Origin of the sequence: Corallococcus sp. AB030 (assembly GCF_003668965.1) — a bacterium.
In the GTDB taxonomy this organism is placed as follows: domain Bacteria; phylum Myxococcota; class Myxococcia; order Myxococcales; family Myxococcaceae; genus Corallococcus; species Corallococcus exiguus.
Genome location: NZ_RAWQ01000045.1, coordinates 3,063 through 29,411, shown reverse-complemented (window position 1 = coordinate 29,411; position 26,349 = coordinate 3,063). Strand labels below are relative to the sequence as shown.

At 69.8% G+C, this 26,349-nt stretch carries 1 protein-coding gene; it reads right to left on the bottom strand.

The window, feature by feature from the left end:
* Positions 1-138 precede the first annotated feature (138 nt).
* Entirely contained in the window at positions 139-26,349 is a 26,211-nt protein-coding gene (locus D7Y15_RS13915) for a non-ribosomal peptide synthetase (protein ID WP_121752882.1), read from the bottom strand.

The window sequence follows — 26,349 nt, the reverse complement described above, 5'->3', positions numbered from 1 at the left end:
CCCACTCGAATGAATTCGAGTATTTGCGGGATTGTTCTGGTTCCCCGAAGCCAGGGAGGCAAGGACGTCAGATGTCCTCCGGGGTGAGACCTGCACCCAGCGTCTCCTCCCTGGCTCGCTTCACTCCAACCCCCTGAGTCAGCTCCCCGTGGACTGCCGGGGCGCGGTGCCGGAGGCCCGTGCGAGCACCTCACGCAGGCGCTCGACGACAGACCCGAGGTGCGGGTCCTGCATCAGGGCGTGGTGGCCACCGGGGACGTCGTGCACCTCTAGCCCGCCACGCACCAGGGGCTCCCACCCGCGGTGACGCGGGACATCGGCAGCGGCTTCGCTGGCGCTCAGGAGCAGGGCGGTGCCGTCGTACGGCTGGGGCACGTACTTCTCGTGGGCGAAGAGGTTGGCCCGGAAGACGTTGAAGAGGGCACGCAGCTGGGCCGGGCCGGACTGCGCGTCGAGGATGCGCGCCCGGAGTCCTTCCTGCAGCAGGTGGTCCAGCATCACGTCGTCGCCCTGTGCCAGGGCTTCGTCCGAAGCGGAGAGCTCCTGGCCGAAGGCGGTGGCGGTGGCATGGGCGAAGGCGAGCCTTGCGCGGGCCTCGGAGTCGAGGTGCGTGGCTTCCTGAGTGGGCTTCGTCAGGCCGTGGACGTGGGCATCGATGAGGGCGAGCAGGTCCACGGCTTCACCGGCCTCGCGCAGGCGACGGGCCATCTCGTAGGCGATGACGCCGCCGAGAGACCAGCCTCCCAGTTGGTAGGGGCCGTGAGGCTGCACCGTGCGGATGGCGTCGATGTAGAGGGTGGCCATCTCCTCGATGGACTCGACGACGGGGCGCCCGTCGAGGCCGCGAGACTGGAGTCCGTAGACGGGCAGCGAGGGCCCCAGGCGGCGCGCCAGTTCCGAGTACGCGAGGACGTTGCCGCCGCCCGGGTGGACAAGGAAGAGCGGCCGGTGCCCGGGCTCTCCGCGCTCCAGCGGGACGAGGGGCGTCCAGTCCTGTGAGTCATCGCGGAGCACCTGCGCGAGCTGCTCGATGGTGGGCTGCTGGAAGAGGACGGACAGAGGGAGGCTCAGGCCGAGACGCTCACGGATGGACGCGAGCATGCGCACGGCGAGCAGGGAGTGGCCGCCCAGTTCGAAGAAGCTGGAGCGGACGCCGACGGAGCGGACGCCGAGGACGTCCTCCCAGATGCGAGCGAGCTGCATTTCAAGCGCGTCGCGGGGAGCGACGAAGTCCCGGGCCTCAATGGCGTGGGCGTCGGGCTCCGGCAGCGCCTTGCGGTCGACCTTGCCGTTGGAGTTGAGGGGCAGGGCGTCCAGCACCACGACGGCCGACGGCACCATGTACTCGGGCAGCCTCTGCTTGAGGCTTACCTTGAGGGTGTCCGCTTCCAGCGAGTGGCCTTCGCTCGCGGTGACGTAGGCGACAAGGCGCTTGTCCGCGTCGGCGCCTCGGGACACGACGATGGCCTCGTTGACGCCAGTGGCGGAGCGCAGGGCTGCTTCGACTTCGCCCAACTCGATGCGGAAGCCACGCACCTTCACCTGGAAGTCGACGCGACCGAGGAAGTCGATGGTTCCGTCCTCCCTCCAACGGGCCTGGTCGCCCGTGCGGTAGAGGCGCTCACCCGGCGTGGAGGCGAAGGGGTGGGGGACGAAGCGTTCCGCGGTCAGCTCGGGACGATTCAGGTAGCCCCAGGCCAGGCCCTGGCCTCCGACGTACACCTCACCCGCGACGCCTACGGGCACCGGGTGCAGGTGCGAGTCGAGCACGTAGACGGTGGAGTTGGAGAGCGGCCGGCCAATGGGGATGGCGCCTTCCATGCGCGTGCCGTGCTGCATGGAGAAGGTGGTGGAGAAGGTGGCGTTCTCCGTGGGGCCGTAGCCGTTGATGAACGTCGCACCGTCCGAAAGACGCGCGAGGTGTTCGCGCACTCGGGCGGCAGGCAGCACATCGCCACCGGCGAGGACCTGACGCACGCCCGCGAGCGCTTCACCCTGGTGCAGGGCCATCTGCTCGAAGAGGGCGGCGGTGAGCCACAGGGACGTCACGCGGTGGTGGCGGAGCTGGGCGGCCAGTTCCTCCAGGGAGAGGGAGTGCGGCGGAGCGAGGACGAGCTTCGCGCCGTGCAGCAGCGCGCCCCAGATTTCGAGCGTGGAAGCGTCGAAGGCCACGGGTGCGAACTGGAGCCAGACTTCGTTGGGCCCGAAGCGCATGAAGGTGCTGCCGAGCACCAGGCGGGTGATGCCCCGGTGGGGCACGCAGACGCCCTTGGGACGGCCCGTGGAGCCCGAGGTGAACATCACGTAGGCCAGGGCTTCACCGTCCACGCCAACGTCGGGCGCATGCGTGGGCCGCGAAGCGATCTCCGCGGACTGGGCATCCAGCCAGACGCGGGTGCCGGAAGCGGGCAGGAGCGAAGCGAAGGGCTGGTGCGTGACCACCACGCCCACGTCCGCGTCCTCCATCAGCATGGCGATGCGTTCCACGGGCGCATTGCGGTCCACGGGGACGAAGGCCGCGCCCACCTTGAGGATGGCGAGGAGCGCCGTCACCAGGTCGAAGGAACGCTCGACGGCGAGGCCCACGCGCGCACCCGGGGCGATGCCCAGGGCGCGCAGGTGCCACGCCAGTTGGTTCGCGCGTGCGTCCAGTTGCCCATACGTCAGTGTCACGTCGCCCAGCACCAGGGCCACTGCGTCGGGCGTGCGCTGGGCATGCCGGGCGAAGTGGACGTGGACGGGAACCTCCGTCGGGCTGGTGACGCCCGTGTCGTTCCACTCCACGAGGAGGCGCTGGCGCTCGTCGTTGGAGAGGAGCGGCAGGTGGGCCATGGGCTGCTCGGGCTTCGCGGCCACGGCCTCCAGCAGCGTGCGCAGGTGGCGGGCCATCCGCTCCACGGTGCTCTGCTTGAAGAGGGCGGTGCTGTACTCCAGCGTGCCTAGCAGCCCTTCGGACGTCTCCGTGAAGAAGACGCTCACGTCGAACTTCGACGTCGAGTGGGTGGCCTCCAGCCTTCGCAGCCGGAGGTCCGGCAGATGCACGTCCTCGGTGGGCACGTTCTGGAGCGCGAGCAGCGTCTGGAAGAGAGGCGTGTGGCTGAGGCTGCGCGTCGGCTGCAGGACCTCCACCAGCTTCTCGAACGGCACCTCCTGGTGCTCGTAGGCCTCCAGCACCGTGGCGCGCACCTGCTGGAGCAGCGCCTGGAAGGACTGGCCTTCGTCCACCTTCGCGCGCAGGACGAGGGTGTTGACGAAGAAGCCGATGAGGCCCTCCGTCTCCGCACGCGTGCGGCCGGCAATGGGCGAGCCCACGCTGATGTCCTGCTGGCCCGTGTAGCGCGACAGCAGGCCCTGCCATGCCGCGAGCAGCACCATGAAGAGCGAGCCGCCTTCACGGTGGCCCAGGCTGCGGAGGGCTTCCGTCAACTCACGCGACAGGGTGAAGCCGAGGGTCGCACCCGCGGTGCTCCGGACGGCCGGGCGGGGGAAATCGGTGGGCAACTCCAGCACGGCTGGCGCACCGGAGAGCTTCCCCTCCCAGTAGGCCATCTCCTGACGCAGCGTCTCACCCGAAAGCGTGCGGCGCTGCCAGTCCGCGTAGTCCGCGTACTGCACGGAGAGCGCAGGCAGGGGCGACGGCTGCCCAGCGGAGAAGGCCGCGTAGAGGGCGGTGACTTCACGTACGAGCACACCCAGCGACCAGCCGTCAGAGACGATGTGATGCATCGTGACGACGAGGACGTGCTCACGCTCGGAAAGCTTGAAGAGCAGCGTGCGGATGAGCGGACCGGTGCGCAGGTCGAAGGGCCGGCGCATCTCCGCGTCCACTCGGTCCCGCGTCTCGGGCTCGCGCTGCGCCTCCGGCACGGCCGTGAAGTCCACGAGCCCCAGGGGCACCGGACTGTCGGAGTGGATGCGCTGGACCGGTTCACCGTTCACCTGGGTGAAGGTGGTGCGCAGGGCTTCGTGTCGGCGCACGACTTCCTGCATCGCGCGCTCGAGCATGTCCGCGCGCAGGTGGCCCTCCAGCCGGACGGCGACGGGCATGTTGTAGAGGGGGCTGCCCGGTTCGAGCTGATCAATGAGCCACATCCGCTGCTGGGCGAAGGACAGCGGCAGCGGACCGTCATGCGAGACGCGGGTGAGCTGCGAAGTGCTCGTGCGGGTGAGTCCCGAGAGGCGAACCGCGAGTGCTTCCACGGTGGGGGACTCGAAGAGGGCACGCAGCGGGAGCTCCACGTTGAACCCGGCGCGCACGCGCGACACGACCTGGGTAGCCAGCAGTGAGTGTCCGCCCAGTTCGAAGAAGGAATCCGTCACGCCCACCTGAGGCAGGCGTAGGACTCTTGCCCAGATGGACGCGAGCTTCTCCTCTGTGGGAGTGCGCGGGGCGACGTAGCTGGAGGCGAGTGCGCCGCTCTGGGGGGCGGGCAGGGCCTTGCGGTCCACCTTGCCGTTGGTGTTGAGCGGCAGCGCCTCCAGCACGAGGAGCGCGGAGGGGCGCATGTGCTCGGGCAGGAGCTGCTTGAGCCAGTCCTTGAGGGACTCGGGTGTGGGCGCGGACTCCGTGCCTTCCGGAGGCACCACGTAGGCGACAAGCCGCTTGTCGCCGGGGATGTCCTCGCGAGCCAGCACCACGGCGGCGTGCACCTGGGGATGCTTGAGGAGCGCGGCTTCGACCTCACCCAGCTCGATGCGGAAGCCGCGGATCTTCACCTGGAAGTCAGCACGGCCCAGGTAGTCGAGCAGCCCGTCCGCGCGCCAGCGCACCACGTCTCCCGTGCGGTAGAGGCGGGCACCGGGCGTGGAGGTGAAGGCATCCGGGATGAAGCGGTCCGCGGTCAGCTCCGGCCGATTGAGGTAGCCGCGCGCGACGCCCTCGCCACCGATGAAGAGCTCACCGGCGACGCCCACGGGTACGGGGCGCAACGTGCGGTCGAGCACATAGACGCGGACGTTGGGCAGGGGCCTGCCGATGGTGGGAGTCGGAGACGCATCGAAGGCGCAGGCGGTGGCGTCGACGGTGCACTCGGTGGGGCCGTAGACGTTGAAGACGCGCGGGCGCGGAGCCTGGGCCAGGTGACGCCAGGTGGCGGGGTCCACGGCTTCACCGCCCACGAGGACGCGGTGGGGGATGGCCTTGCGCTCCAGCAGGCCTTCGTCCACCAGCAGGCGCAGGTGCGCGGGAGAGCAGTCGAGGACGTCCAGCGCGTCGTGACCGATGCGCTTCACCAGCTCACCGACGTCGGCGCGCGCCTCGTCTGGGACGATGCAGAGGGTGTGGCCGTCGAGCACCTGGATGAGCTGCTTGACGGAGGCGTCGAAGGACAGCGGCGCATTGACGCTGACACGCTCTCCCGGCCGCGCGTCCGCGTGCACGGTGGCGGCGAGAGCGACGCGAAGATTGAGCACGGAGCGGTGCTGAATCATCACGCCCTTGGGGCGGCCGGTGCTGCCGGAGGTGTAGATGATGTAGGCGAGGTGCTCCGGCGTGACATGCGTCACAGGCGCGTGCGCGGGCTCACGTGAGAGGTCCGCGGAGTCGGAGTCCAGGCAGAGGGTGTGCGCGGAGTGCGGAGGAAGCGAGTCGCGCAGGCGCTGCTGGGTGAGGACGACGGGAGCGCCGGTGTCCTGGAGGACGTGGGCGAGCCAGTCACGCGGGTAGCTGGGGTCGATGGGGACGTAGGCGCCGCCAGCTTTGAGAGTGCCGAGGATGCCGACGAGGGCCTCCACGGAGCGCTCCACGCACAGCACGACGCGCACGTCGGGGCCGACGCCCAACTTCACCAGCCGGTGCGCAAGCTGATTGGCGCGCGTGTCCAACTCACGGAAGGTGAGCTGTTCCTCGCGGCAGATGACGGCCAGCGCGTCAGGCGTGCGGAGTGCCTGGGCGCTGAAGGCGTCATGGAGGCAGAGGTCGCGAGGGAACTCAGCGCTGGGGCCATTCCAATCCACGAGGAGCCGCTGCCGCTCCGGAGCGGTGAGTAGCGGCAGGCTCGCGAGCGTCGCGTCCGGCTGGGCGGCGATGGCCTCCAGCAACACGCCCAGGTGGCCCGCCATGCGCTGAATGGTGGACGCATCGAAGAGGTCCGTGGCGTACGTCAATGTTCCGCCGAAGCCCTGGGGCGACTCCTGCAACGTCAGCGTGAGGTCGAACTTGGAGGACCGCGTGTCCACCGGGACGGTCTGGAAGGAGAGTCCAGGCAGTCGGAGCGTCTCCATGGGCGTGTTCTGCAGGGAGAACATCGCCTGGAAGAGCGCGCTACGGCTCAGGTCTCGCGCGGGCTGGAGGACCTCCACCAGCTTCTCGAAGGGCAGGTGCTGGTGCTCGTAGGCCGCGAGCGTCGTACCGCGCACCTGGGAGAGCAGCTGTCGGAACGAGTCCTGCGGCTGCACGTGGGCGCGTAGCACCAGCGTGTTGACGAAGAAGCCGATGAGGCCCTCGGTCTCCGCCTGGGTGCGGCCTGCGATGGGCGTACCGACGCTGATGTCGTCCTGCGTGGAGTAGCGCGACAGGAGCAGCTGCCATGCCGCGAGCAGCAGCATGAAGGGCGTGGCGCCTTCATCCCGGGCCAGGGCCTTCAGGGCCTGGGAGACCTCCAACGGGATGCGCACGTCCAGCGTGGCACCGCGGCGGGACTGCACGGGCGGACGCGGGTGGTCCGTGGGCAGGTCCAGCGCGGACGGAGCCTCCGCGAGCTGCTGCTTCCAATAGCCCAGCTGCGCGTCCAGGGACTCACCCTGGAGCCAGCCTCGCTGCCACATGGCGAAGTCCGCGTACTGCACGGGCAGTGGCGGGAGGACGGGAGCGCGGCCGGTGCTGAAGGCTTCGTAGAAAGCCGCCACTTCCCGGACGAGGACGCCCAAGGACCAGCCGTCGGAAACGATGTGGTGCATCGTCACCAGCAACAGGTGCGAGTCCTGTCCCAGCCGCACCAGCGTGCTGCGCAGCAACGGGCCCGTGGAGAGGTCGAAGGCACGCAGGGCTTCCGTGGCCGCAGCGCGCTGGGCCTCCTCCTCACGCTGCGACTCGGGGAGGGACGTCAGGTCGATGACGGGCAGCTCCCAACCGGAGGGAGGCTGGATGCATTGCGACGGCTCTTCGTGCGCCGCGGAGAGCGTGGTGCGCAGCGATTCGTGGCGGTCCACCAACGCCTCGAATGCGCGGCGCAAGGACTCCAGGTCCACCTGTCCCGTCAGCCGCAGGGCGGTGGGGATGTTGTAGGAGATGTCTCCCGGCTGGAGTTGATCCAACAGCCAGAGTCGCTGCTGGGCGAAGGACAGCGGAATGACGCCTTCGCGCGGCGAAGGCTGCAGCGGCGGTGCACGGAGCGCGGCGGACCGGGCGCCCGCGAGCTTCGGTGCGAGCGCTTCAACGGTGGGGGCTTCAAAGAGGGTCCGCAGCGGCAGCTCTACCTCGAACGTGGCCCGCACGCGCGAGACGAGCTGGGTGGCCAGCAGGGAGTGGCCTCCCATGGCGAAGAAGTCGTCCCGCACACCGACTCGCTCCATGCGGAGGACTTCGGCGAAGAGGTTCGCGAGCTGCTCCTCGGTGAGCGTGCGCGGTGCTTCGTAGGTGCTGCCTGCCTGCTGCGCCTCCGGCTCCGGCAGGGCCTTGCGGTCCACCTTGCCATTGGAGTTGAGGGGCAGGGAGAGAAGGACGACGAAGGCGGCGGGCACCATGTACTCGGGGAGGCACTGGCGCAGGTGGGCCCTGAGGGACTCGACCTCCAGGGAGGCCTCGGCCTTGGGCGTGACGTAGGCGACGAGGCGCTTGTCGGCGGCCTCACCCTTGGCGACGACGACAACGTCCTTGAGTCCCGGGGCGCGGCGGAGCGCGGCTTCGATTTCGCCCAGCTCGATGCGGAAGCCGCGCACCTTCACCTGGAAGTCGATGCGGCCCAGGTACTCCAGGCGCCCGTCGAGGCGGTAACGGACACGGTCGCCCGTGCGGTACATGCGGCCGCCGGGAGGACCGAAGGGCTCCGGTACGAAGCGCTCCGCGGTGAGTTCCGGGCGCAGCAGGTAGCCACGAGCCTGGCCTTCACCGGCGAGGTACAGCTCGCCTGCGACACCCACGGGCACCGGCTGGAGAGACGCGTCCAACACGTAGGCACGCGTCGCGGGCAGCGGCTTGCCGATGAGAGGCACTTCGTCACGGCCGACGAGAGAGGCGGTGGAGTAGGTGGTGTCTTCGGACGGGCCGTAGAGGTTGAAGAGCTTCTCAACCGTGGGCACGGCGTAGACCTGCTTCGCCAACGTCTCCGGGAGGGCTTCACCGGCGAGGTTGATGACGCGCACGGAAGGCGGCATTGCACCCAGGCGCAGCAGTTGCGCCATGGCGGAGGGCACGGTGTTGACGAGGGTGACGTGGGAAGCGGTGCTCAGTTCCGCCAGGTGCAGGGCGTTGCGTGCCACGACCACCGCACCACCACTGCTCAACGGCGCGAAGAGTTCGAAGACGGAGAGGTCGAAGTTGAGGCTCGTCGCGGCGAGGGTCCCCTTCAGTTCCTCCGGCGAGAAGGTCTCCAAGGCCCAGTGGAGGAAGGAGACGGCGTTGCCGTGGGAGATGGCGACACCCTTGGGGCGGCCGGTGCTGCCGGAGGTGTAGATGAGGTAGGCGAGGTGTCCGGCGTGGATGTCCACCACCGGAGCCGTCGTCGGCTGCTTCGCCAGCTCCACGTCCGAGTCGAGGCACACCGGCGTGGCGGTGGTCTCGGGCAGAGCGGAAAGCAGATGGGAGTGCGCGACGAGTGCAGGGCCCTGGGCGTCTTCCAGCAGCCAGCCCAAGCGCTCACGCGGGTAGCTGGGGTCCAGTGGCACGTAGGCACCACCGGCCTTGAGGATGCCGAGAGCGCCGATGACGAGGTCCTCGGTGCGCTCGACGCACAGGCCGACGCGGACTTCGGGCCCGACGCCAAGTCCGCGCAGACGGTGCGCGAGTTGGTTCGCCTTCGCGTCCAGCTCCCGGTACGTCAGCTGCCGCTCCGGCGTGATGACGGCCAGTCCATCCGGACTGCGATGCACCTGCGCTTCCACCATCGCGGGGATGCTGGACTCCCGAGGCACCTGCGAGGCAGGCGGGTTCCATTCGATGAGGAGTTGCTGGCGCTCAGCGTCCGTGAGCAGCGGCAAGTCGCCCAGTCGCGTGTCCGGCTGCTTCGCGATGGTTTCCAGCAACACACCGAAGTGTCCGGCCATCCGCTGGACGGTCGCGGCGTCGAACAGGTCCGTTGCGTAATCCAGCGTGCCGGCGAATCCGTCCCGGTTTTCACGCAGACCGAGGGAGAGATCGAACTTCGCGAAGTGGGACTCCAGCGGCAGGGTCTGGAAGGACAATCCCGGCAGACGCAGTGTTTCGGTGGGCGTGTTCTGCAGGACGAACATGGCCTGGAACAGAGGGCTGCGGCTCAGGTCGCGCGTGGGCTGCACGGCTTCCACCAGCTTCTCGAACGGCAGGTGCTGATGGTCGTAGGCCGCGAGCGTCGTACCTCGCACCTGGGCCAGCAGCTCACGGAACGTCGCGCGCGGATCCATCTGGGCGCGCAGGACCAGGGTGTTGACGAAGAAGCCGATGAGGCCTTCGGTCTCCGCCTGGGTGCGGCCCGCGATGGGCGAACCCACGCTGATGTCGTCCTGTGCCGAGTAGCGCGACAGGAGCACCTGGAAGGCCGCCAGCAGCAGCATGAAGGGCGTGGCGCCTTCGCGTTGGGCCAGGGCCTTGAGGGACTCGGAGAGCTGGGTGGGGATGCGCACGTCCAGCGTGGCACCGCGGTGTGACTGCACGGGCGGCCGCGAGCGATCCGTGGGCAGGTCCAGCGCGGCGGGGGCCCCGGAGAGCTGCTGCCTCCAGTAACCCAGCTGTGCGTCCAGCGCTTCACCCTGGAGCCACTGGCGCTGCCACATCGCGAAGTCCGCGTACTGCACCGGCAGCGGCGCGAGCGAGGGCGCCTTCCCCTCGCTGAAGGCTTCGTAGAAGGCCGCCAGCTCGCGGACGAGGACACCCATGGACCAGCCGTCGGAGACGATGTGATGCATCGTCACCAGCAGCAGGTGCTCCGCTTCATTCAGCCGCACCAACGTGCTGCGCAGCAGCGGGCCCGTGGCGAGCCGGAAGGAACGATGGGCCTCCGTCGCCGCCGCGCGCCGGGCCTCCTCCTCACGCTGCGATTCGGGGAGGGACGTCAGGTCGATGACGGGCAGCTCCCAGCCAGAGGGCGGCTGGATGCATTGCGACGGCTCTTCGTGCGCAGCGGAGAGCGTGGTGCGCAGGGACTCGTGGCGGGCGACGAGTGCCTCGAAGGCGCGGCGCAACGACTCCACGTCCACCTGGCCCGTCAGCCGCAGGGCGGTGGGGATGTTGTAAGACGCATCACCCGGCTGGAGCTGATCCAACAGCCAGAGGCGCTGCTGGGCGAAGGAGAGCGGAATGGCTCCTTCACGCGCGACGGGCCGCAGCGGCGGTGCGCGGAGCGTCGCGGCCCCGTCACCGTCCAGCTTCGGCGCGAGGCCCTCGACGGTCGGTGCTTCGAAGAGGGCTCGCAGGGGCAACTCCACGCCGAACGCGGCGCGTACGCGCGAGACGAGCTGCGTGGCCAGCAGGGAGTGGCCTCCGAGCGCGAAGAAGTCGTCGTGGAGGCCCACCCGCTCCACGCGGAGCACTTCGGCGAAGAGGGCCGCGAGCAGCTCCTCGGTGGCGGTGCGCGGCGCGACGAATCCGACAGAGCGCGACGTGTCTTCCGGTTCGGGCAGGGCCTTGCGGTCCACCTTGCCGTTGACGTTGAGGGGCAGGGCCTCCAGGACCACGAGGGCCGACGGCACCATGTACTCGGGCAGGTGCCGGCGCAGGTGGGCCTTGAGGTCATCCGCCTCCAGGGCGTGCCCTTCGTGCGCGGTGACGTAGCCGACGAGGCGCTTATCCGTGTCGACACCTCGGACGACGACCACCGCCTCGTTGACGCCTGGCGCCGCGTGCAGGGCGGTCTCTATTTCGCCTGGCTCGATGCGGAAGCCGCGCACCTTCACCTGGAAGTCGACGCGGCCCAGGAAGTCGAGCGTGCCGTCTTCCAACCAGCGGGCCTTGTCGCCCGTGCGGTAGAGCCGCTCGCCCGGAATGGAAGTGAAGGGGTGGGGGACGAAACGCTCCGCGGTCAGGTCGGGGCGGTGCAGGTAGCCCCAGGCGAGGCCCGGGCCACCGACGTACACCTCGCCCGCGACGCCCACGGGCACCGGGTGCAGGTGGGCATCCAGGACGTAGGCGGTGGAGTTGGGGATGGGCCGGCCGATGGACACCGGACCTTCCACCACCGCTCCCCGATGCAACGGCAGCGTGGTGGAGAAGGTCGTGTTCTCCGTCGGGCCGTACGCGTGCATCAGCGTCGCGTCATCGGGGAGCCGCGCCAGGTGGTCGCGCAAGCGAGCCCAGGGCATCAGCTCACCGCCGGTGAGCAGCTGACTCACGCCCGCGAGCACTTCACCCTGGTGCAGGGCCATCTGTTCGAACAACGCGGTCGTGAGGAACAACGCCGACACCCGGTGGCGGCGAAGCTGCGTGGCCAGTTCCTCCAGGGAGAGCGCATGGGGCGGAGCGAGGACGAGCTTCGCGCCATGCAGCAGCGCGCCCCACATCTCCAGCGTGGAGGCGTCGAAGGCGACGGGCGCGAACTGGAGCCAGACCTCATCCGGCCCGAAGCGCATGAAGGTGCTGCCGAGCACCAGTCGGGTGATGCCCCGGTGCGGCACGCAGACGCCCTTGGGACGCCCCGTGGAGCCCGAGGTGAACATGACGTAGGCGAGAGACTCTCCCTCCACGGAGACGTCGAGCGCATGCGTGGGCCGTGCGGCGATGACGTCCTGCTGCGCGTCCAGCCAGACGCGAGTGCCGGAAGCGGGCAGCTTGGAGGCGAAGGGCTGGTGGGTGAGGACGACGCCGACGTCCGCGTCCTCCAGCAAGGTGGCGGTGCGCTCCACGGGCGCATTGCGATCCACGGGCACGAAGGCGGCGCCAGCCTTGAGGATGGCGAGGATCGCCGTCACCAGCTCGAACGAGCGCTCGATGGCGACGCCGACGCGCGCACCCGGGACGATGCCCAGCGCGCGCAGGTGATGTGCGAGCTGGTTGGCACGGACTTCGAGCTGCGCGTACGTCAGCGTGGCGTCACCCTGTTCAAGTGCCACGGCGTCAGGAGTGCGCTGGACCTGTCGAGCGAAGTGGACGTGGACGGGCACGTCCGTGGGACTGGCGACGGTGGTGTCGTTCCAGTCCACGAGGATGCGCTGGCGTTCCTCTCGGGAGAGCAGCGCCAGCTCGGCCACGGACTGCTCGGGCCTTGAGGCCACGTCCTCCAGCAGCGTGCGCAGGTGGCGGGCCATCCGCTCCACCGTGCCCTGCTTGAACAACGCGGTACTGTACTCCAGCCACCCGACGAACCCCTGCGCCGAGTCCTGCAACGTCAGGGTGAGGTCGAACTTGGCGGAGCGCGCCTCTGCGGCCACCTGCCGGAAGGCGAGGCCCGGGACGCGCAGCTCCTCCGTGGGCGCGTTCTGCAGCGCGAACATCACCTGGAACAGCGGGCTGCGGCTCGCGTCGCGCGCGGGCTGCACGGCTTCGACGAGCTTCTCGAAGGGCAGGTGCTGGTGCTCGTAGGCGGCGAGCGTGGTGCCTCGCACCTGGGCCAGCAGCTCGCGGAAGGTCGCCTTCGGCTCCACGCGTGCGCGCAGGACGAGCGTGTTGACGAAGAAGCCGATGAGGCCCTCGGTCTCCGCCTGGGTGCGGCCTGCGATGGGGGAACCCACGCTGATGTCATCCTGGCCGGCGTAGCGCGACAGGAAGACCTGGTACGCCGCGAGCAGAACCATGAAGGGCGTGGCGCCTTCGCGTCCGGCCAGCGCCTTGAGGGCTTCGGACGTCTCCCTCGGAATCTGGATGGAGAGGGCCGCGCCTTCATGCGACTGGATGGACGGACGCGGATGATCCGTCAGCAATTCCAGCGCGACCGGAGCACCCGCGAGCTGCTGCTTCCAGTAGGCGAGCTGGGTCCCCAGCGTTTCGCCCTGGAGCCACTGGCGCTGCCACGCCGCGAAGTCCGCGTACTGCACGGGCAGCGGTGACAGGTCCGGCGCGATGCCCTGGGTGAAGGCCTCGTAGAACGTCACCAGCTCCCGGACGAGCACGCCCATGGACCAGCCGTCGGAGACGATGTGATGCATCGTCACCAGGAGCAGGTGTTCCTCGGCCGCCAGCCGCACGAGGGCGGTGCGCAGCAGCGGCCCCGCTTCCAGGTGGAAGGGTTGGTGCGCATCCTCGTCGACCTTCCGCCGGGCTTCGGCTTCCCGCTGGGCCTCGGGCAGCGCGGACAGGTCCACGAGCGGCAAGCCCCACGTAGCGGGCGCATGGACGTGCTGGACGGTCTGTCCCTGGTGCTCGCGGAAGGTGGTGCGCAGGGAGTCGTGACGGGTGACGAGCGCCTCGAAGGCGCGGCGCAAGGACTCCACGTCCACCTGGCCCGTCAGCCGGAGCGCCGTCGGGAGGTTGTACGACGCATCTCCTGGAGTGAGCTGATCCAAGAACCAGAGGCGCTGCTGGGCGAAGGACAGCGGCCGCGGCCCCTCTTCGGCCGTCCGGGTGAGTGGGGGCAGGCGGAGACTCGGCGTCTGGACCTGGAGGCGCTGGGCGAGCGCGGCGACCGTGGGGGCCTCGAAGAGGGCCCTCAACGGCAGCTCCGTGCGGAAGGCGGCGCGGATGCGAGAGACGAGCTGGGTGGCCAGCAGGGAGTGGCCTCCGAGCGCGAAGAAGTCGTCGTGGATGCCCACGCGCTCCACGCGCAGCACCTGCGTGAAGAGGGCCGCGAGCTGCTCCTCGGCGGCGGTTCGCGGCGCGACGTAGGTGGAGGCGAGCGCGGTGCCCTGGGGCGCGGGCAGGGCCTTGCGGTCCACCTTGCCGTTGGGGTTGAGCGGCAGGGCCTCCAGCACCAGGAAGGTGGAGGGCCGCATGTGCTCCGGCAGGAGCTGCTTGAGCCAGTCCTTGAGGACGTCCGCCGTCAGTGCGGAGTCCGTGCCTTCCGCAGGCACCACGTAGGCCACGAGCCGCTTGTCGCCGGGGATGTCCTCGCGGGCCAGAACCACGGCGGCATGCACCTGGGGATGCTTGAGGAGCGTGGACTCGATTTCACCCAGCTCGATGCGGAAGCCGCGGACCTTCACCTGGAAGTCGGCGCGGCCCAGGTAGTCGAGCATCCCGTCCACGCGCCAGCGCACCACGTCGCCCGTGCGGTAGAGGCGTGCACCGGGCGTGGAGGTGAAGGCATCCGGAATGAAGCGGTCCGCGGTCAGGTCGGGGCGGTTGAGGTAGCCGCGCGCCACGCCTTCACCGCCGAGGAAGAGCTCACCCGCGACGCCCACGGGCACCGGGCGAAGGGACTTGTCCAACACGTAAGCACGGACGTTGGGCAGGGGCCGGCCGATGGTGGGAATGGGAGAGGCGTCGAAGGCGCAGGCGGTGGCGTCGACGGTGCACTCGGTGGGGCCGTAGACGTTGAAGGCGCGCAGACGCGGGTGCTGGGCCAGGCGGCTCCAGGTGCCGGGATCCACCGCCTCGCCGCCCACCAGCGCGCGCTGGGGGAGGGTGTCCTTCTCCAACAGGCCTTCATCCACCAGCAGGCGCAGGTGCGCGGGAGAGCAGTCGAGGACGTCCAGCGCGTCGTGAACGATGCGCTTCACCAGCTCACCGGCGTCGGCGCGGGCCTCGTCGGGGACGATGCAGAGGGTGTGGCCGTCGAGCACCTGCACGAGCTGTTGGACGGAGGCGTCGAAGGACAGCGGGGCGTTGACGCTGACCCGCTCCGCCGTGCTTCGGCCCTGGTGCACGGTGGTGGCCAGCCCCTGCCGCAGGTTCATCACGGAGCGGTGCTGGATCATCACGCCCTTGGGGCGGCCGGTGCTGCCGGACGTGTAGATGACGTAGGCGAGTTGCTCGGAAGACACGGCCACGCCGGGCGCTTCGCGGGATTCCCCGTCGAAGTCCGCCACGTCCAGGTCAAGGCAGACGACGTGCGCCGTGTGCGGCGGCAGGGCGTCGCGCAAGCGCTGCTGGGTGAGCACCACGGGCGCGCCGGTATCCGTGAGGACGTGGGCGAGCCACTCGCGCGGATAGCGGGAGTCGAGCGGCACGTACGCGCCGCCGGCCTTGAGGATTCCAAGGATGCCGACGAGGGCCTCCACGGAGCGCTCCACGCACAGCACCACGCGCACGTCGGGGCCGACGCCCAGCTTCACCAGCCGGTGCGCCAGTTGGTTGGAGCGCGCGTCCAGTTCCTGGAAGGTGAGCTGCTGGTCGCGGCAGACGACGGCCAGTGCTTCAGGCGTGCGAAGGGCCTGGGCCGTGAAGGCCTCGTGGAAGCAGGTGTCGCGCGGGAACTCCGCGTCCGTCCTGTTCCAATCGACGAGCAGTTGCTGTCGCTCCGGAGCGGTGAGCAGCGGCAGGCGAGAGAGTGTCGAGCCCGGCTGAGCGGCGATTGCCTCCAGCAGGACGCCGAAGTGGCCCACCATGCGCTGGGCGGTCGATGCGTCGAAGAGATCGCTGCTGTACTCCAGGACGCCCATGAAGCCCTGGGGCGACTCCTGCAGCGTCAGCGTCAGGTCGAACTTCGCCGAAGCCGATTCGAGCGGGAGCTGTTCGAACGACAGTCCCGGCACGCTCAGGGCTTCGGTGGGCGCGTTCTGCAAGACGAACATCGCCTGGAAGAGCGCGCTGCGGCTCAGGTCGCGCACGGGCTGCACCGCTTCGACGAGCTTCTCGAAGGGCAGATGCTGGTGCTCGTAGGCGGCGAGTGTGGTGCCTCGCACCTGGGCCAGCAGCTCGCGGAAGGTGGATTCCGGCTGGACGCGGGCGCGCAACACCAGCGTGTTGATGAAGAAGCCGATGAGGCCTTCGGTCTCCGCCTGCGTGCGGCCGGCGATGGGCGTGCCCACGCTGATGTCGTCCTGTCCGGAGTAGCGCGACAGGAGCACCTGGAAGGCGGCCAGCAGCAGCATGAAGGGGGTAGCGCCTTCACGCTGGGCCAGGACCTTGAGCGCATCGGACACGGGCCGTGCGAGCCGCAAGGGGACCGTCGAACCCCGATGCGACTGCACGGGCGGACGCGGACGGTCCGTGGGCAGCTCCAGCGCGGCGGGAGCACCCGCGAGTTTCTCCTTCCAGTAGGCGAGCTGGGCCTCCAGTGTTTCGCCCTGGAGCCATGCCTGCTGCCAGACGGCGAAGTCCGCGTACTGCACGGGCAACGGCGCGAGGGCAGGCACCTGATCCGCGTCGAACGCCGCATAGAGCGCCGTGAGCTCACGAACGAGGACGCCCATGGACCAGCCGTCAGAGACGATGTGGTGCATCGTCACGAGGAGCAGGTGCTCCGCATCGCCCAGGTGCACCAGGGACGTGCGCAGCAGCGGACCGGCTTCCAGGTCGAAGGGCCGCAGGGCCTCCACGTTCGCGAGGCGCCGCGCCTCTTCTTCCCGCTGGGGCTCGGGCAGTGAGGACACGTCGAGCAGAGGCATCGTCCACGCAGTGGGCGCGTGGATGTGCTGCGCGGGCTGGCCCTGATGCTGGACGAGCGTGGTGCGCAGCGTCTCGTGCCGGGCGACCAGCGCTTCGAACGCACGGCGCAGGGATTCGATGTCCACCTGGCCCTTCAGCCGAAGGGCCGCGGGGATGTTGTACGCGGCGCTGCCTGGCTGGAGTTGGTCCAGCAGCCACAGGCGCTGCTGGGCGAAGGACAGTGGCGGCGGGCCGTCGTGGGTGGCGCGGGTGAGCGGTGGCAGGCGTGAGCCGGACGTGGCGGTACGCAGGCGCTCAGCAAGGGCGGCGACGGTAGGGGCTTCGAAGAGGGAGCGCAGAGGCAGCTCCGCATCGAAGGTGGCGCGGATGCGAGAGACGAGCTGGGTGGCCAGCAGGGAGTGGCCTCCGAGCGCGAAGAAGTCGTCGTGGATGCCCACGCGCTCCACGCGCAGCACCTGGGCGAAGACGCCCGCGAGCTTCTCTTCGGTGGCGTCGCGAGGAGCGACGAAGTCCGCGAGCGGCGAAGCGTCCGGGACGGGGAGGGCCTTGCGATCCACCTTGCCGTTGGCGTTGAGAGGCAACGCCTCCAGGGGGACGAAGGCGGCGGGCACCATGTACTCGGGCAGGTGCTGCTTGAGGTGGGCGCGGAGGACGGAGACATCGAGCGCCTCACCTACGACATAGGCGACGAGGCGCTTGTCCCCGGGGACGTCCTCACGAGCGAGGACGGCGGCTTCGTGCACGGAAGGATGGGCGAGGAGAGAGGCCTCGATTTCGCCCAGTTCGATGCGGAAGCCACGCACCTTCACCTGGAAGTCGAGCCGCTGGAGGTAGTCCAGCTGGCCGTCGGCGCGCCAGCGCACGACGTCACCCGTGCGGTAGAGGCGGGCACCCGGCGTGGAGGAGAAGGGGTGCGGGATGAAACGCTCCGCGCTCAGCGCAGGCTGACCCAGGTAGCCCCAGGCAAGGCCTTCACTGGCGAGGAAGAGCTCACCAGGGACACCCACGGGCACCGGCTGGAGGTGAGCGTCGAGGACGTAGGTGCGGGTGTTGGCGATGGGCCGTCCGATGGGAGGCCGCGTGCCGTCGTCGCGCGAGGAGGCAGCGACGGGGGTGAAGGTGGCGACGACGGTGCTCTCGGTGGGCCCGTAGTGGTTGAAGAGGGCAGCGGGCACCGAAGGAGGCGGGCCGTGGTGCAGGGCGTCTCCGCCCGTCAGCAGGGCACGCAGGGCGATGGGGCGAGGCCACTCCTCGCGCAGCACGGCCTCGGCCAGAGGCGTGGGCATGAAGCAGGTGGTGATGGCTTCGCGGGCCAGCCACTGAAGCAACTGGGAGGGCTCCGCACGCACGGCTTCGGGAGGGACGACGAGGCTGGCGCCAGAGGCGAGGGAAGGCCACACCTCCCAGGTGGAAGCGTCGAAGGCGACGCCGGCGGTGAGAGCGGTGGAGTCCTGGGGAGACAGCGAATAGGTGCGCTGGTGCCAGGAGACGAGGTTCATCAATGCGCGGTGGTGGACAGCGACGCCCTTGGGCCGTCCGGTGCTGCCGGAGGTGTAGATGACGTAGGCTAGGTCCTCCGGGCCCACGGGCATCTCCAGCAGCGGCTGCTGGACTGCCGCAGTCTCCACTTCAAGCGCGAGGATGCGAGCGGAGAGGGGCGGCAGCGAGTCGCGCAGGTGCTGCTGGGTGAGGAGGACAGAAGCACCGCAGTCCTCCAGCATGAAAGCCAGACGCTCCGGAGGGACGCCCGGAGAGACGGGGACGTAGGCGGCGCCCACCTTGAGTGCGGCGAGGAGGCCCGCCACCAACTCTGGAGAGCGCTCAGCGAGGACGGCGACGCGGCTGCCACGGGAGACACCGGCCGCGTGGAGTTGGACGGCAAGGCCATGGGCCCAGGCGTCGAGGCCCGCGTAGCTGATGCTTCTCTCCCCCATGCGCACGGCGACCGCGTCCGGCTCGCGTTGGGCGTGCTCCGCGACGACGTGGTGGATGCAGGTGTCGCGCGGGAAGGCGACGTCCGTCTCGTTCCATTCAACGAGGAGCTGCTTCCGCTCCTCTGCTGTCATCACCTCCAGCGTGGACACGCGAGCGTCGGGCTGGGCGGCGAGGGAGGAGAGAAGGACGCCGAAGTGGCCCATGAGGCGCTGGGCGGTGGAGGCGTCGAAGAGGTCGGAGCTGTACTCGAGGAAGCCGGTGAGGCCCTGAGGCACCTCGAAGAGGGTGAGGGCCAAATCGAAGCGAGAGGAGTTGCCCTCCAGGGGAATGGGCTGGAAGGCCATGCCCGGCACGCGCAGGGCTTCTGCGGGTGCGTTCTGCAGGACGAGCATGACTTGGAAGAGCGGGCTGCGGCTCAAGTCACGAGAGGGCTGGAGGACCTCCACCAGCTTCTCGAAGGGAACGTGCTGGTGCTCGTAGGCCCCGAGCGTGGTGGCCTTCACCTGGGCCAGCAGCTGGCGGAAGGTCGATTGAGGCTGGACCTGCGTGCGAAGGACGAGGGTGTTGACGAAGAAGCCGATGAGGCTTTCGGCCTCTGCGTGAGTACGGCCAGCGATGGGGGAGCCGACGCTGATGTCGTCCTGGCCGGAGTAGCGCGACAGCAGCAGCTGGAAGGCGGAGAGCAGCAGCATGAAGGGGGTGGCGCCTTCACGCTGGGCGAGGCTGCGCAGCGAGTCCGTCAGCTGCGAAGGGAAGTGCACGGGCACCGTGGCGCCGCGACGTGACTGCACGGCCGGACGAGGACGGTCCGTGGGCAGCTCCAGTGCAGCGGGAGCACCCGTCAGCTGGCGCTTCCAGTATCCGAGCTGCGACTCCAGCGTCTCGCCCTGGAGCCACTGGCGCTGCCAGAGGGCGAAGTCCGCGTACTGCACCGGCAGTGCTGCGAGCGACGGCTCACGGCCCGCGGAGAATGCGGCGTAGCTCGTGGCCAACTCCTTCACGAGGACGCCCATGGACCAGCCGTCGGAGACGATGTGGTGCATCGTCACGAGGAGGACGTGCGTCTCTTCAGCCAATCGCAGGAGGGCGGTGCGCAGCAGCGGTCCATGGACGAGATGGAAGGGCTGCCGGGCTTCCAGAGTGGCAAGCCGCAGCGTCTCCGCTTCGCGAGCGGACTCATCGAGGGACGAGAGGTCCTGCACAGGGAGCGCCCAGGCGGCCGGGGCATGGATGCGCTGGAGGGGCTGGCCCTCTTCTTCAAAGAAGGTGCTGCGCAGCGCTTCGTGCCGCGCCACCAGCGCCTCGAAGGCGCAGCGCAGGGCCTCGACGTCCAGGCGGCCCAGGAGGCGCAGCGCGACGGGGAGGTTGTAGGAGGCATCGTCCGGCGCCAGTTGGTCGAGGAACCAGAGACGCTGCTGAGCGAAGGAGAGAGGCTGGGGACCTTCGGTGCGAACACGCGTGAGTGGAGGCAGGCGCGTACCGGTAGAGACGCGCTGCAACTTCTCCGCGAGTGTCGCGATGGTGGGGGCTTCGAAGAGGGCGCGGAGGGGCAGCTCCACGTCGAGTGCCGCACGCACGCGGGCCACCAACTGCGTGGCGAGCAGCGAGTGGCCACCCAGCTCGAAGAAGTTGTCCGTGCGGCCGACAGTGGGCACGCGAAGCACTTCGCTCCAGAGAGCCGCGAGCTTCTCCTCCAGCGGCGTCGCCGGGGCCTCGTAGGCGTGCGAAGCCCGGAGCGCGCTCGCGTCCGGAGCAGGGAGCGCCTTGCGGTCCACCTTGCCGTTGGACGTCAGCGGCAGCACGTCCAGAGGGACGAAGGCCGCGGGCACCATGTACTCAGGCAGGTGCTGCTTGAGGTGCGCGCGGAGAGCCGTGATGTCGAGCGCCTCACCCACGACGTAGGCGACAAGTCGCTTGTCACCCGGAGCATCCTCGCGCGCGAGGACGACGGCGTCCTTCACGGAGGGGGCTGCGCGTAGGGCGTTCTCGACTTCGCCCAGCTCGATGCGGAAGCCGCGCACCTTCACCTGCGCGTCGATGCGGCCGACGAAGTCCAGCTGTCCGTCAGCGCGCCAGCGCACCACGTCGCCCGTGCGGTAGAGGCGAGCCCCTTCCTCACCGGAGAATGCGTCCGGCACGAAGCGCTCGGCGGTGAGTCCCGGGCGTCCCGCATAGCCTCGCGCCACGCCGACGCCACCGATGTGCAACTCACCGCGCACGCCCACGGGCACCGGCTGGCCGTGCGGGTCCAACACATAGACGTGCACGTTCGCCAGCGGCTTGCCGATGGACGGCACTTCTCCATCCGCCACCACCTCACCGAAGGTGGCGATGACGGTGGCTTCGGTGGGGCCGTAGGTATTGAGCAGGCGCCGTCCTGGTGCCCAACGCGCGACGACGTCCGCGGGCAGGGCTTCGCCGCCGGAGATGACGGTGCGCACCTTGGGCAGCCCCTCGGACGACGTGGCTGCCAGTGCCGCTGGGGTGAGGCTGACGACACTCAACTCCTGCTCACGCAGCAGCACGGGCAGCGGTGCGCCCGGCATCAGCTTCTCCAGCGGTGCGAGCACCAGCGTGGCTCCGTTGCAGAGCGTGGTGAAAATCTCCTCCACGGAGAGGTCGAAGCTGAGGCTGGCGAACTGCAACACTCGGCTGCCGGGACCGATGCCGTAGGCCACCGCCTCGTGGGTGACGAGGTTGGCGACGCTGCGGTGCTCCACCGCCGTGCCCTTGGGCGTGCCGGTGCTGCCCGAGGTGTAGAGGAGGTACGCCATGTTCGCGGGCGTCACGCCCGTCACGGGCGCATTCGTCGGCTCCTCGGCCAGCGATTCGCGCTCGGTGTCCAGGCAAAGCGCGCGTGCATGCAGTGCTTCGGGGAAGCGGTCCACCAGTGGCTGCTGGGTAACGAGCACCTGGGCCGCGCTGTCTTCCAGCATGAAGGCAAGACGCTCACGGGGCAGGAGCGGATCCACGGGCACCCAGGCACCACCGGCCTTCAGGATGCCAAGCAGACCGATGGCGATATCGAGGGAGCGCTCGACACTGAGCGCGACGCGGACCTCGGGCCCCACGCCACGACGGCGAAGGGCATGGGCGAGCTGATTGGCGCGCGCATCCAATTGCGCGTAGGTCAGCTGCGTCCCCTCGAACACAGCAGCCAGCGCCTCCGGAGCACGGCGCACCTGCTCTTCAAAGAGCGAGTGCATGCACGCTTCAGGGAACGGCGCTCGCGTCGCATTCCACTCCACCAGCACCTGCTGGCGCTCCTCTCCCGCGAGCAACTGCACCGACGACAGGCGGCGGTCCGGATGCGCGACGAAGCCCTCCATGAGCAGCCGCAGGTGCCGCATCATCCGCACGACGGTCGACCTGTCGAAGAGGTCGGTGTCGTATTCCAGCTCTCCCGTGAAGCCCTTCTCGGTCCTCGACAGGGAGAGCGTGAGGTCGAACTTCGCGGAGGCGCCCATGCGCTCCTCGACCTGCACCTTCACGCCCGCGAGCGAGAGGTCCACCTCCGGGATGTTCTGCATGAGGAACAGCACGTTGAACAACGGCGACCCGCGCAGGTCGCGCATCGGCTGGAGCTGTTCGAACGGCAGGTTCTGGTTCGCGAGCACCCCCAACGTGGTGGTGCGCACCCGGCTCAGCAGCTCCCGCACCGTGGGTTCGCCGCCCATCCGGGTGCGGAGCACGAGCGTGTTGATGAAATACCCGAGCAGCCCCTCCAGCTCCGCGTCGTTGCGGCCCGCCACGGAGGACCCCACGCTCACGTCGTCCTGGCCGGAGTAGCGGCCAATCAACACCTGGAGCGCGGCGAGCAGGAACATGAAGGGCGTGAGGCCCTCGCGCGTGCAGAGCGCCTCCACTGCGCGCGACAACTCCAGGGGGAAGGCGACCGGCAACAGGGCGCCAGGGTGCGCCCCTCGGGGACCCCGGGGACGGTCCGTGGGCAGCTCCAGCACGGACGGCATGCCGTCAATCTCGCGGCGCCACCAGGCGATCTGCCTTTCCAGCTCCGCGCCCGACAGCCACTGGCGCTGCCACACCGCGAAGTCCGCGTACTGGAAGGGCAGCACCGGCAGCACCGGCTTCGCCCCCGCGACGAAGGCACGATAGGCCTCCGACAGCTCCCGCATCAGGACGCTCATGGACCAGCCGTCGAACACGGCGTGGTGGATGGTCAGCAGCACCAGGTGCTCATGCACATCCAGCACCAGCACCGACGCGCGCAGCAGCGGCCCCGATTCCAGATTGAAGGGGTGCCGCACCTCGGCCTCCGTGCGGCGCAGCACCTCCGCCTCGCGCTGCTCCGGAGACAGGGCTCGCAGGTCCACCACCGGCAGCACCAGCGGCTCGGGCGGCGCGATGACCTGGACGGGCACGTCCTCGGTCGGCTGGAAGGTGGTGCGCAGCGCTTCGTGCCGGTGCACCACCAGCTCCAGCGCCAGGCGCAGGGCCTCCAGGTTCAGCGCCCCGGTCAGCCGCAGCGAGAACGGCATGTTGTACGCGGCCGAGCCTGGATCGAACTGCTCCATCACCCAGATGCGCTGCTGCGCGAAGGACGTGGGCAGGTTCCGAGTGCGCGGCACCGGCACCACCGGAGGCGGACCGGCGAAGCGCGCATCCTTCGCCGAGGCCGCGATGCGCACCGCCAGCTCCGCCACGGTGGGGGACTCGAACAGCGCCTGCAGGGGCAGGTCCACCTGGTACGCCGTGCGCAACCGCGACGTCAGCCGCGTGGCCAGCAGCGAGTGCCCTCCCAGCTCGAAGAAGCTGTCGGTGGCGCCCACCCGCGGCACCTGGAGGAGCGACGCGTAGAGCTCCGCGACCTGGGCCTCCATCGGCGTGCGCGGCGCGACGAACTCGCGCGCTGCTTCCGTGGACAAGTCCGGCGCGGGCAGCGCCTTGCGGTCCACCTTGCCGTTGGGCGTCAGGGGCATCGCGTCCAGCACGACCAGCGCGGACGGCACCATGTACTCGGGCAGCCGCTCCTTCATGAGCGCGCGCAGGGCCTGGGACTCCAGCGCCTGTCCGGGCCGCGCCACCACGTAGCCCACGAGGCGCGCGTCGGCGCCGTTGCCGCGCACCACCACGGCGGCGTCGCGCACGCCCGGGGCCTGGCTCAGCACCGCTTCAATCTCTCCCAGCTCGATGCGGTAGCCGCGCAGCTTCACCTGGTTGTCGACGCGGTTGAGGTACTCCAGCACGCCGTGGGCGGCCCACCGCACGCGGTCGCCCGTGCGGTACACGCGCAGGCCCGGTACGCCGCCGTACGCGTCCGGGATGAAGCGCTCCGCCGTCTGGTCCGGCCGGTGGAGGTAGCCCCGGGTGACGCCCTCGCCGCCGATGAACAACTCACCCGGCACGCCGCGCGGCACCGGGTTCAACCCGCTGTCCAGCACGTACACCTGCGTGCCGGAGATGGGCCGGCCAATCGGCACGCTGCCCGTGCCCGACGCCACCGCGTGCGCGGTGGACCACACCGTCGTCTCCGTGGGGCCGTACACGTTCCACAGCACGCGGCAGCGCTGGAGCAGCGACTCGGCCAGCTCTCGCGGCAAGGCCTCGCCGCCGGTGAGGGCCGTCAGCTCCGGGCCCCGCCAGTCCGTCTCCAGGAGTAGCCGCCAGGTGCTGGGCGTGGCCTGAAGCACCGTCGCCCCGCACTGCCGCAGCAGCCCCGCCAGCCGAGAGCCATCCACGGCGATGTCCCGCGACGCGATGACGACCTGCCCGCCCACCGACAACGGCAGGAACAGCTCCAGCACCGCGATGTCGAACGACAGCGTGGTGACGGCCACCAGCACGTCCTTCGAGGACATGCCCGTCGCCTCCCGCAACGCCGCCAGGAAGCGCGCCACCGTGCCGTGAGGCACCTGCACGCCCTTGGGCCGCCCGGTGCTTCCGGAGGTGAAGAGCACGTACGCCACGGCCTCCGGTGGCGCCGCGTCGCGCAGCGGCGCGCCGTCCTCCGCCGCGATGGCCTCCGCGTCTCCGTCCAACGACACCACGCGCGCCGAATGCGGCGGCAGGATGGACGCCAGCGAGCGCTGCGACACCAGCACCGGCATCCCGCTCGTCTCCACCATGTACGCCAGGCGGTCCGGGGGGAACGCCGGATCCAGCGGCACGTAGGTGCCCCCGGCCTTCAGCACGGCGAGCACCGCCACCAGCATGTCGAGCGAGCGCTCCACGCACAGGCCCACCCGCACTTCCGTGCCCACGCCCAGCCGGCGCAGGTGGCGCGCCAGCCGCGAGGCCCGTGCCTCCAGCTGCGCGTACGTGAGCGACTGGTCCCCGAACGTGGCGGCGACCGCGTCCGGCGTGAGGTCCGCCTGGGCTTCGAAGGCGCCGTGCTGCGTGCTCCACGGCAGCGGGGCGGGGCGGGGCGGCTGCCAGGAGAGGAGCACCTCGTGGCGCTCGGCGTCGGTGAGCAGCGGCAGGCGGGAGACGGCCTCGTGCGGACGGCGGACGGCGCCCTCCAGCAGCACGCGCAGGTGCTCCGCCATGCGCGCCAGGGTGGGCGCGGTGAAGAGGTCGGTGTCGTATTCGAGGAAGCCCTTGAGGCCCGCTTCCGTCTCCAGCACCTGGAGCATCAGGTCGAACTTCGACGTGAGCGTGTCCAGCTCCATCGCCTCCAGCTTCACGCCCTCCACGGACGCCGCGCCGCGGAAGGAGGCCTGGAGCGTGAGCATCACCTGGAAGAACGGTGTGCGCCCCTGGGTGCGCTCCGGACGCAGCTCCTCCACCAGCCGCTCGAAGGGGAACTCCTGGTGCTCATGGGCCGCGAGGACCGTCTCCCGCACCTGGTGCAGCAGCGCGCGGAAGGACGCGGAGGGCTCCACCTGCGTGCGCATCACCACCGTGTTGACGAACAGCCCGATGAGGCCCTCCACCTCGCCGCGCGTGCGGCCCGCCACCGGCGAGCCCACCGTCACGTCCTCCTGCCCCGCATAGCGCGACAGCAGCACCTGCCAGCCCGTCAGCAGCACCATGAAGAGCGATGCGCCCTCCTGCTGCGCCAGCGCCTTGAGCGCCTCCGTCAGCTCGCGCGACAGCAGGAGCTCATGCCGTGCTCCCCGGCCACTGCGGGCCGCGGGGCGGGGAAGGTCCGTGGGGAGCTCCAGCGCGGAGGGCACTCCCGCCAGCTGCCGCTTCCAGTAATCGAGTTGCTTCTCCAGCCGGGGACCCTGCATCCACTCGCGCTGCCAGACGCCGAAGTCCGCGTACTGCACACCCAGCGGAGGCAGGGGCACGGCCTGTCCTCGCGCGAAGGCTCCGTAGTGGAGCGCCACCTCGCGCACCAGCAGCGTCATGGACCAACCGTCGGAGACGATGTGGTGCACCACCACCACGAGCAGGTGCTCCCTGGGCGCGGACGTCAGCAGCAGCGCGCGCAGCAGCGGGCCCTTCGCGAGGTCGAAGGGCCGGGCCGCGGCTTCACGGGCCAGGCGCCACGCTGCTTCCGGTGGCGAGCCGGTGAAGTCGTGCTGCTCCAGCGCGAGCGCCGGCTCCGGAGACACCACCTGCACGGGGCCGGACTCGTCCTCGCGGAAGGTCGTGCGAAGCACTTCGTGTCGGCGCACCACTTCGCGCAGCGCGCGCTCCAGCGCGGCCACGTCGAGCGCGCCCTCCAGGCGCACCGCCATGGGCACGTTGTAGAGGGACGTGCCGGGCTGCAGCTGATCAATGAACCACAGGCGCTGCTGGGCGAAGGACAGGGGCAGCGGGCGCGTGCGGTCCTGTGCTGGGATGAGGCCTTGGACGGAGTTGCCGGCGACGGCCTTCTGCGCGGCCATCTTCCTGAGCAGCTCTGCGCGCTTCTCCGGTGAGAGGTTCGCGATCCGCTTCGACAGATCCTGGCTCAT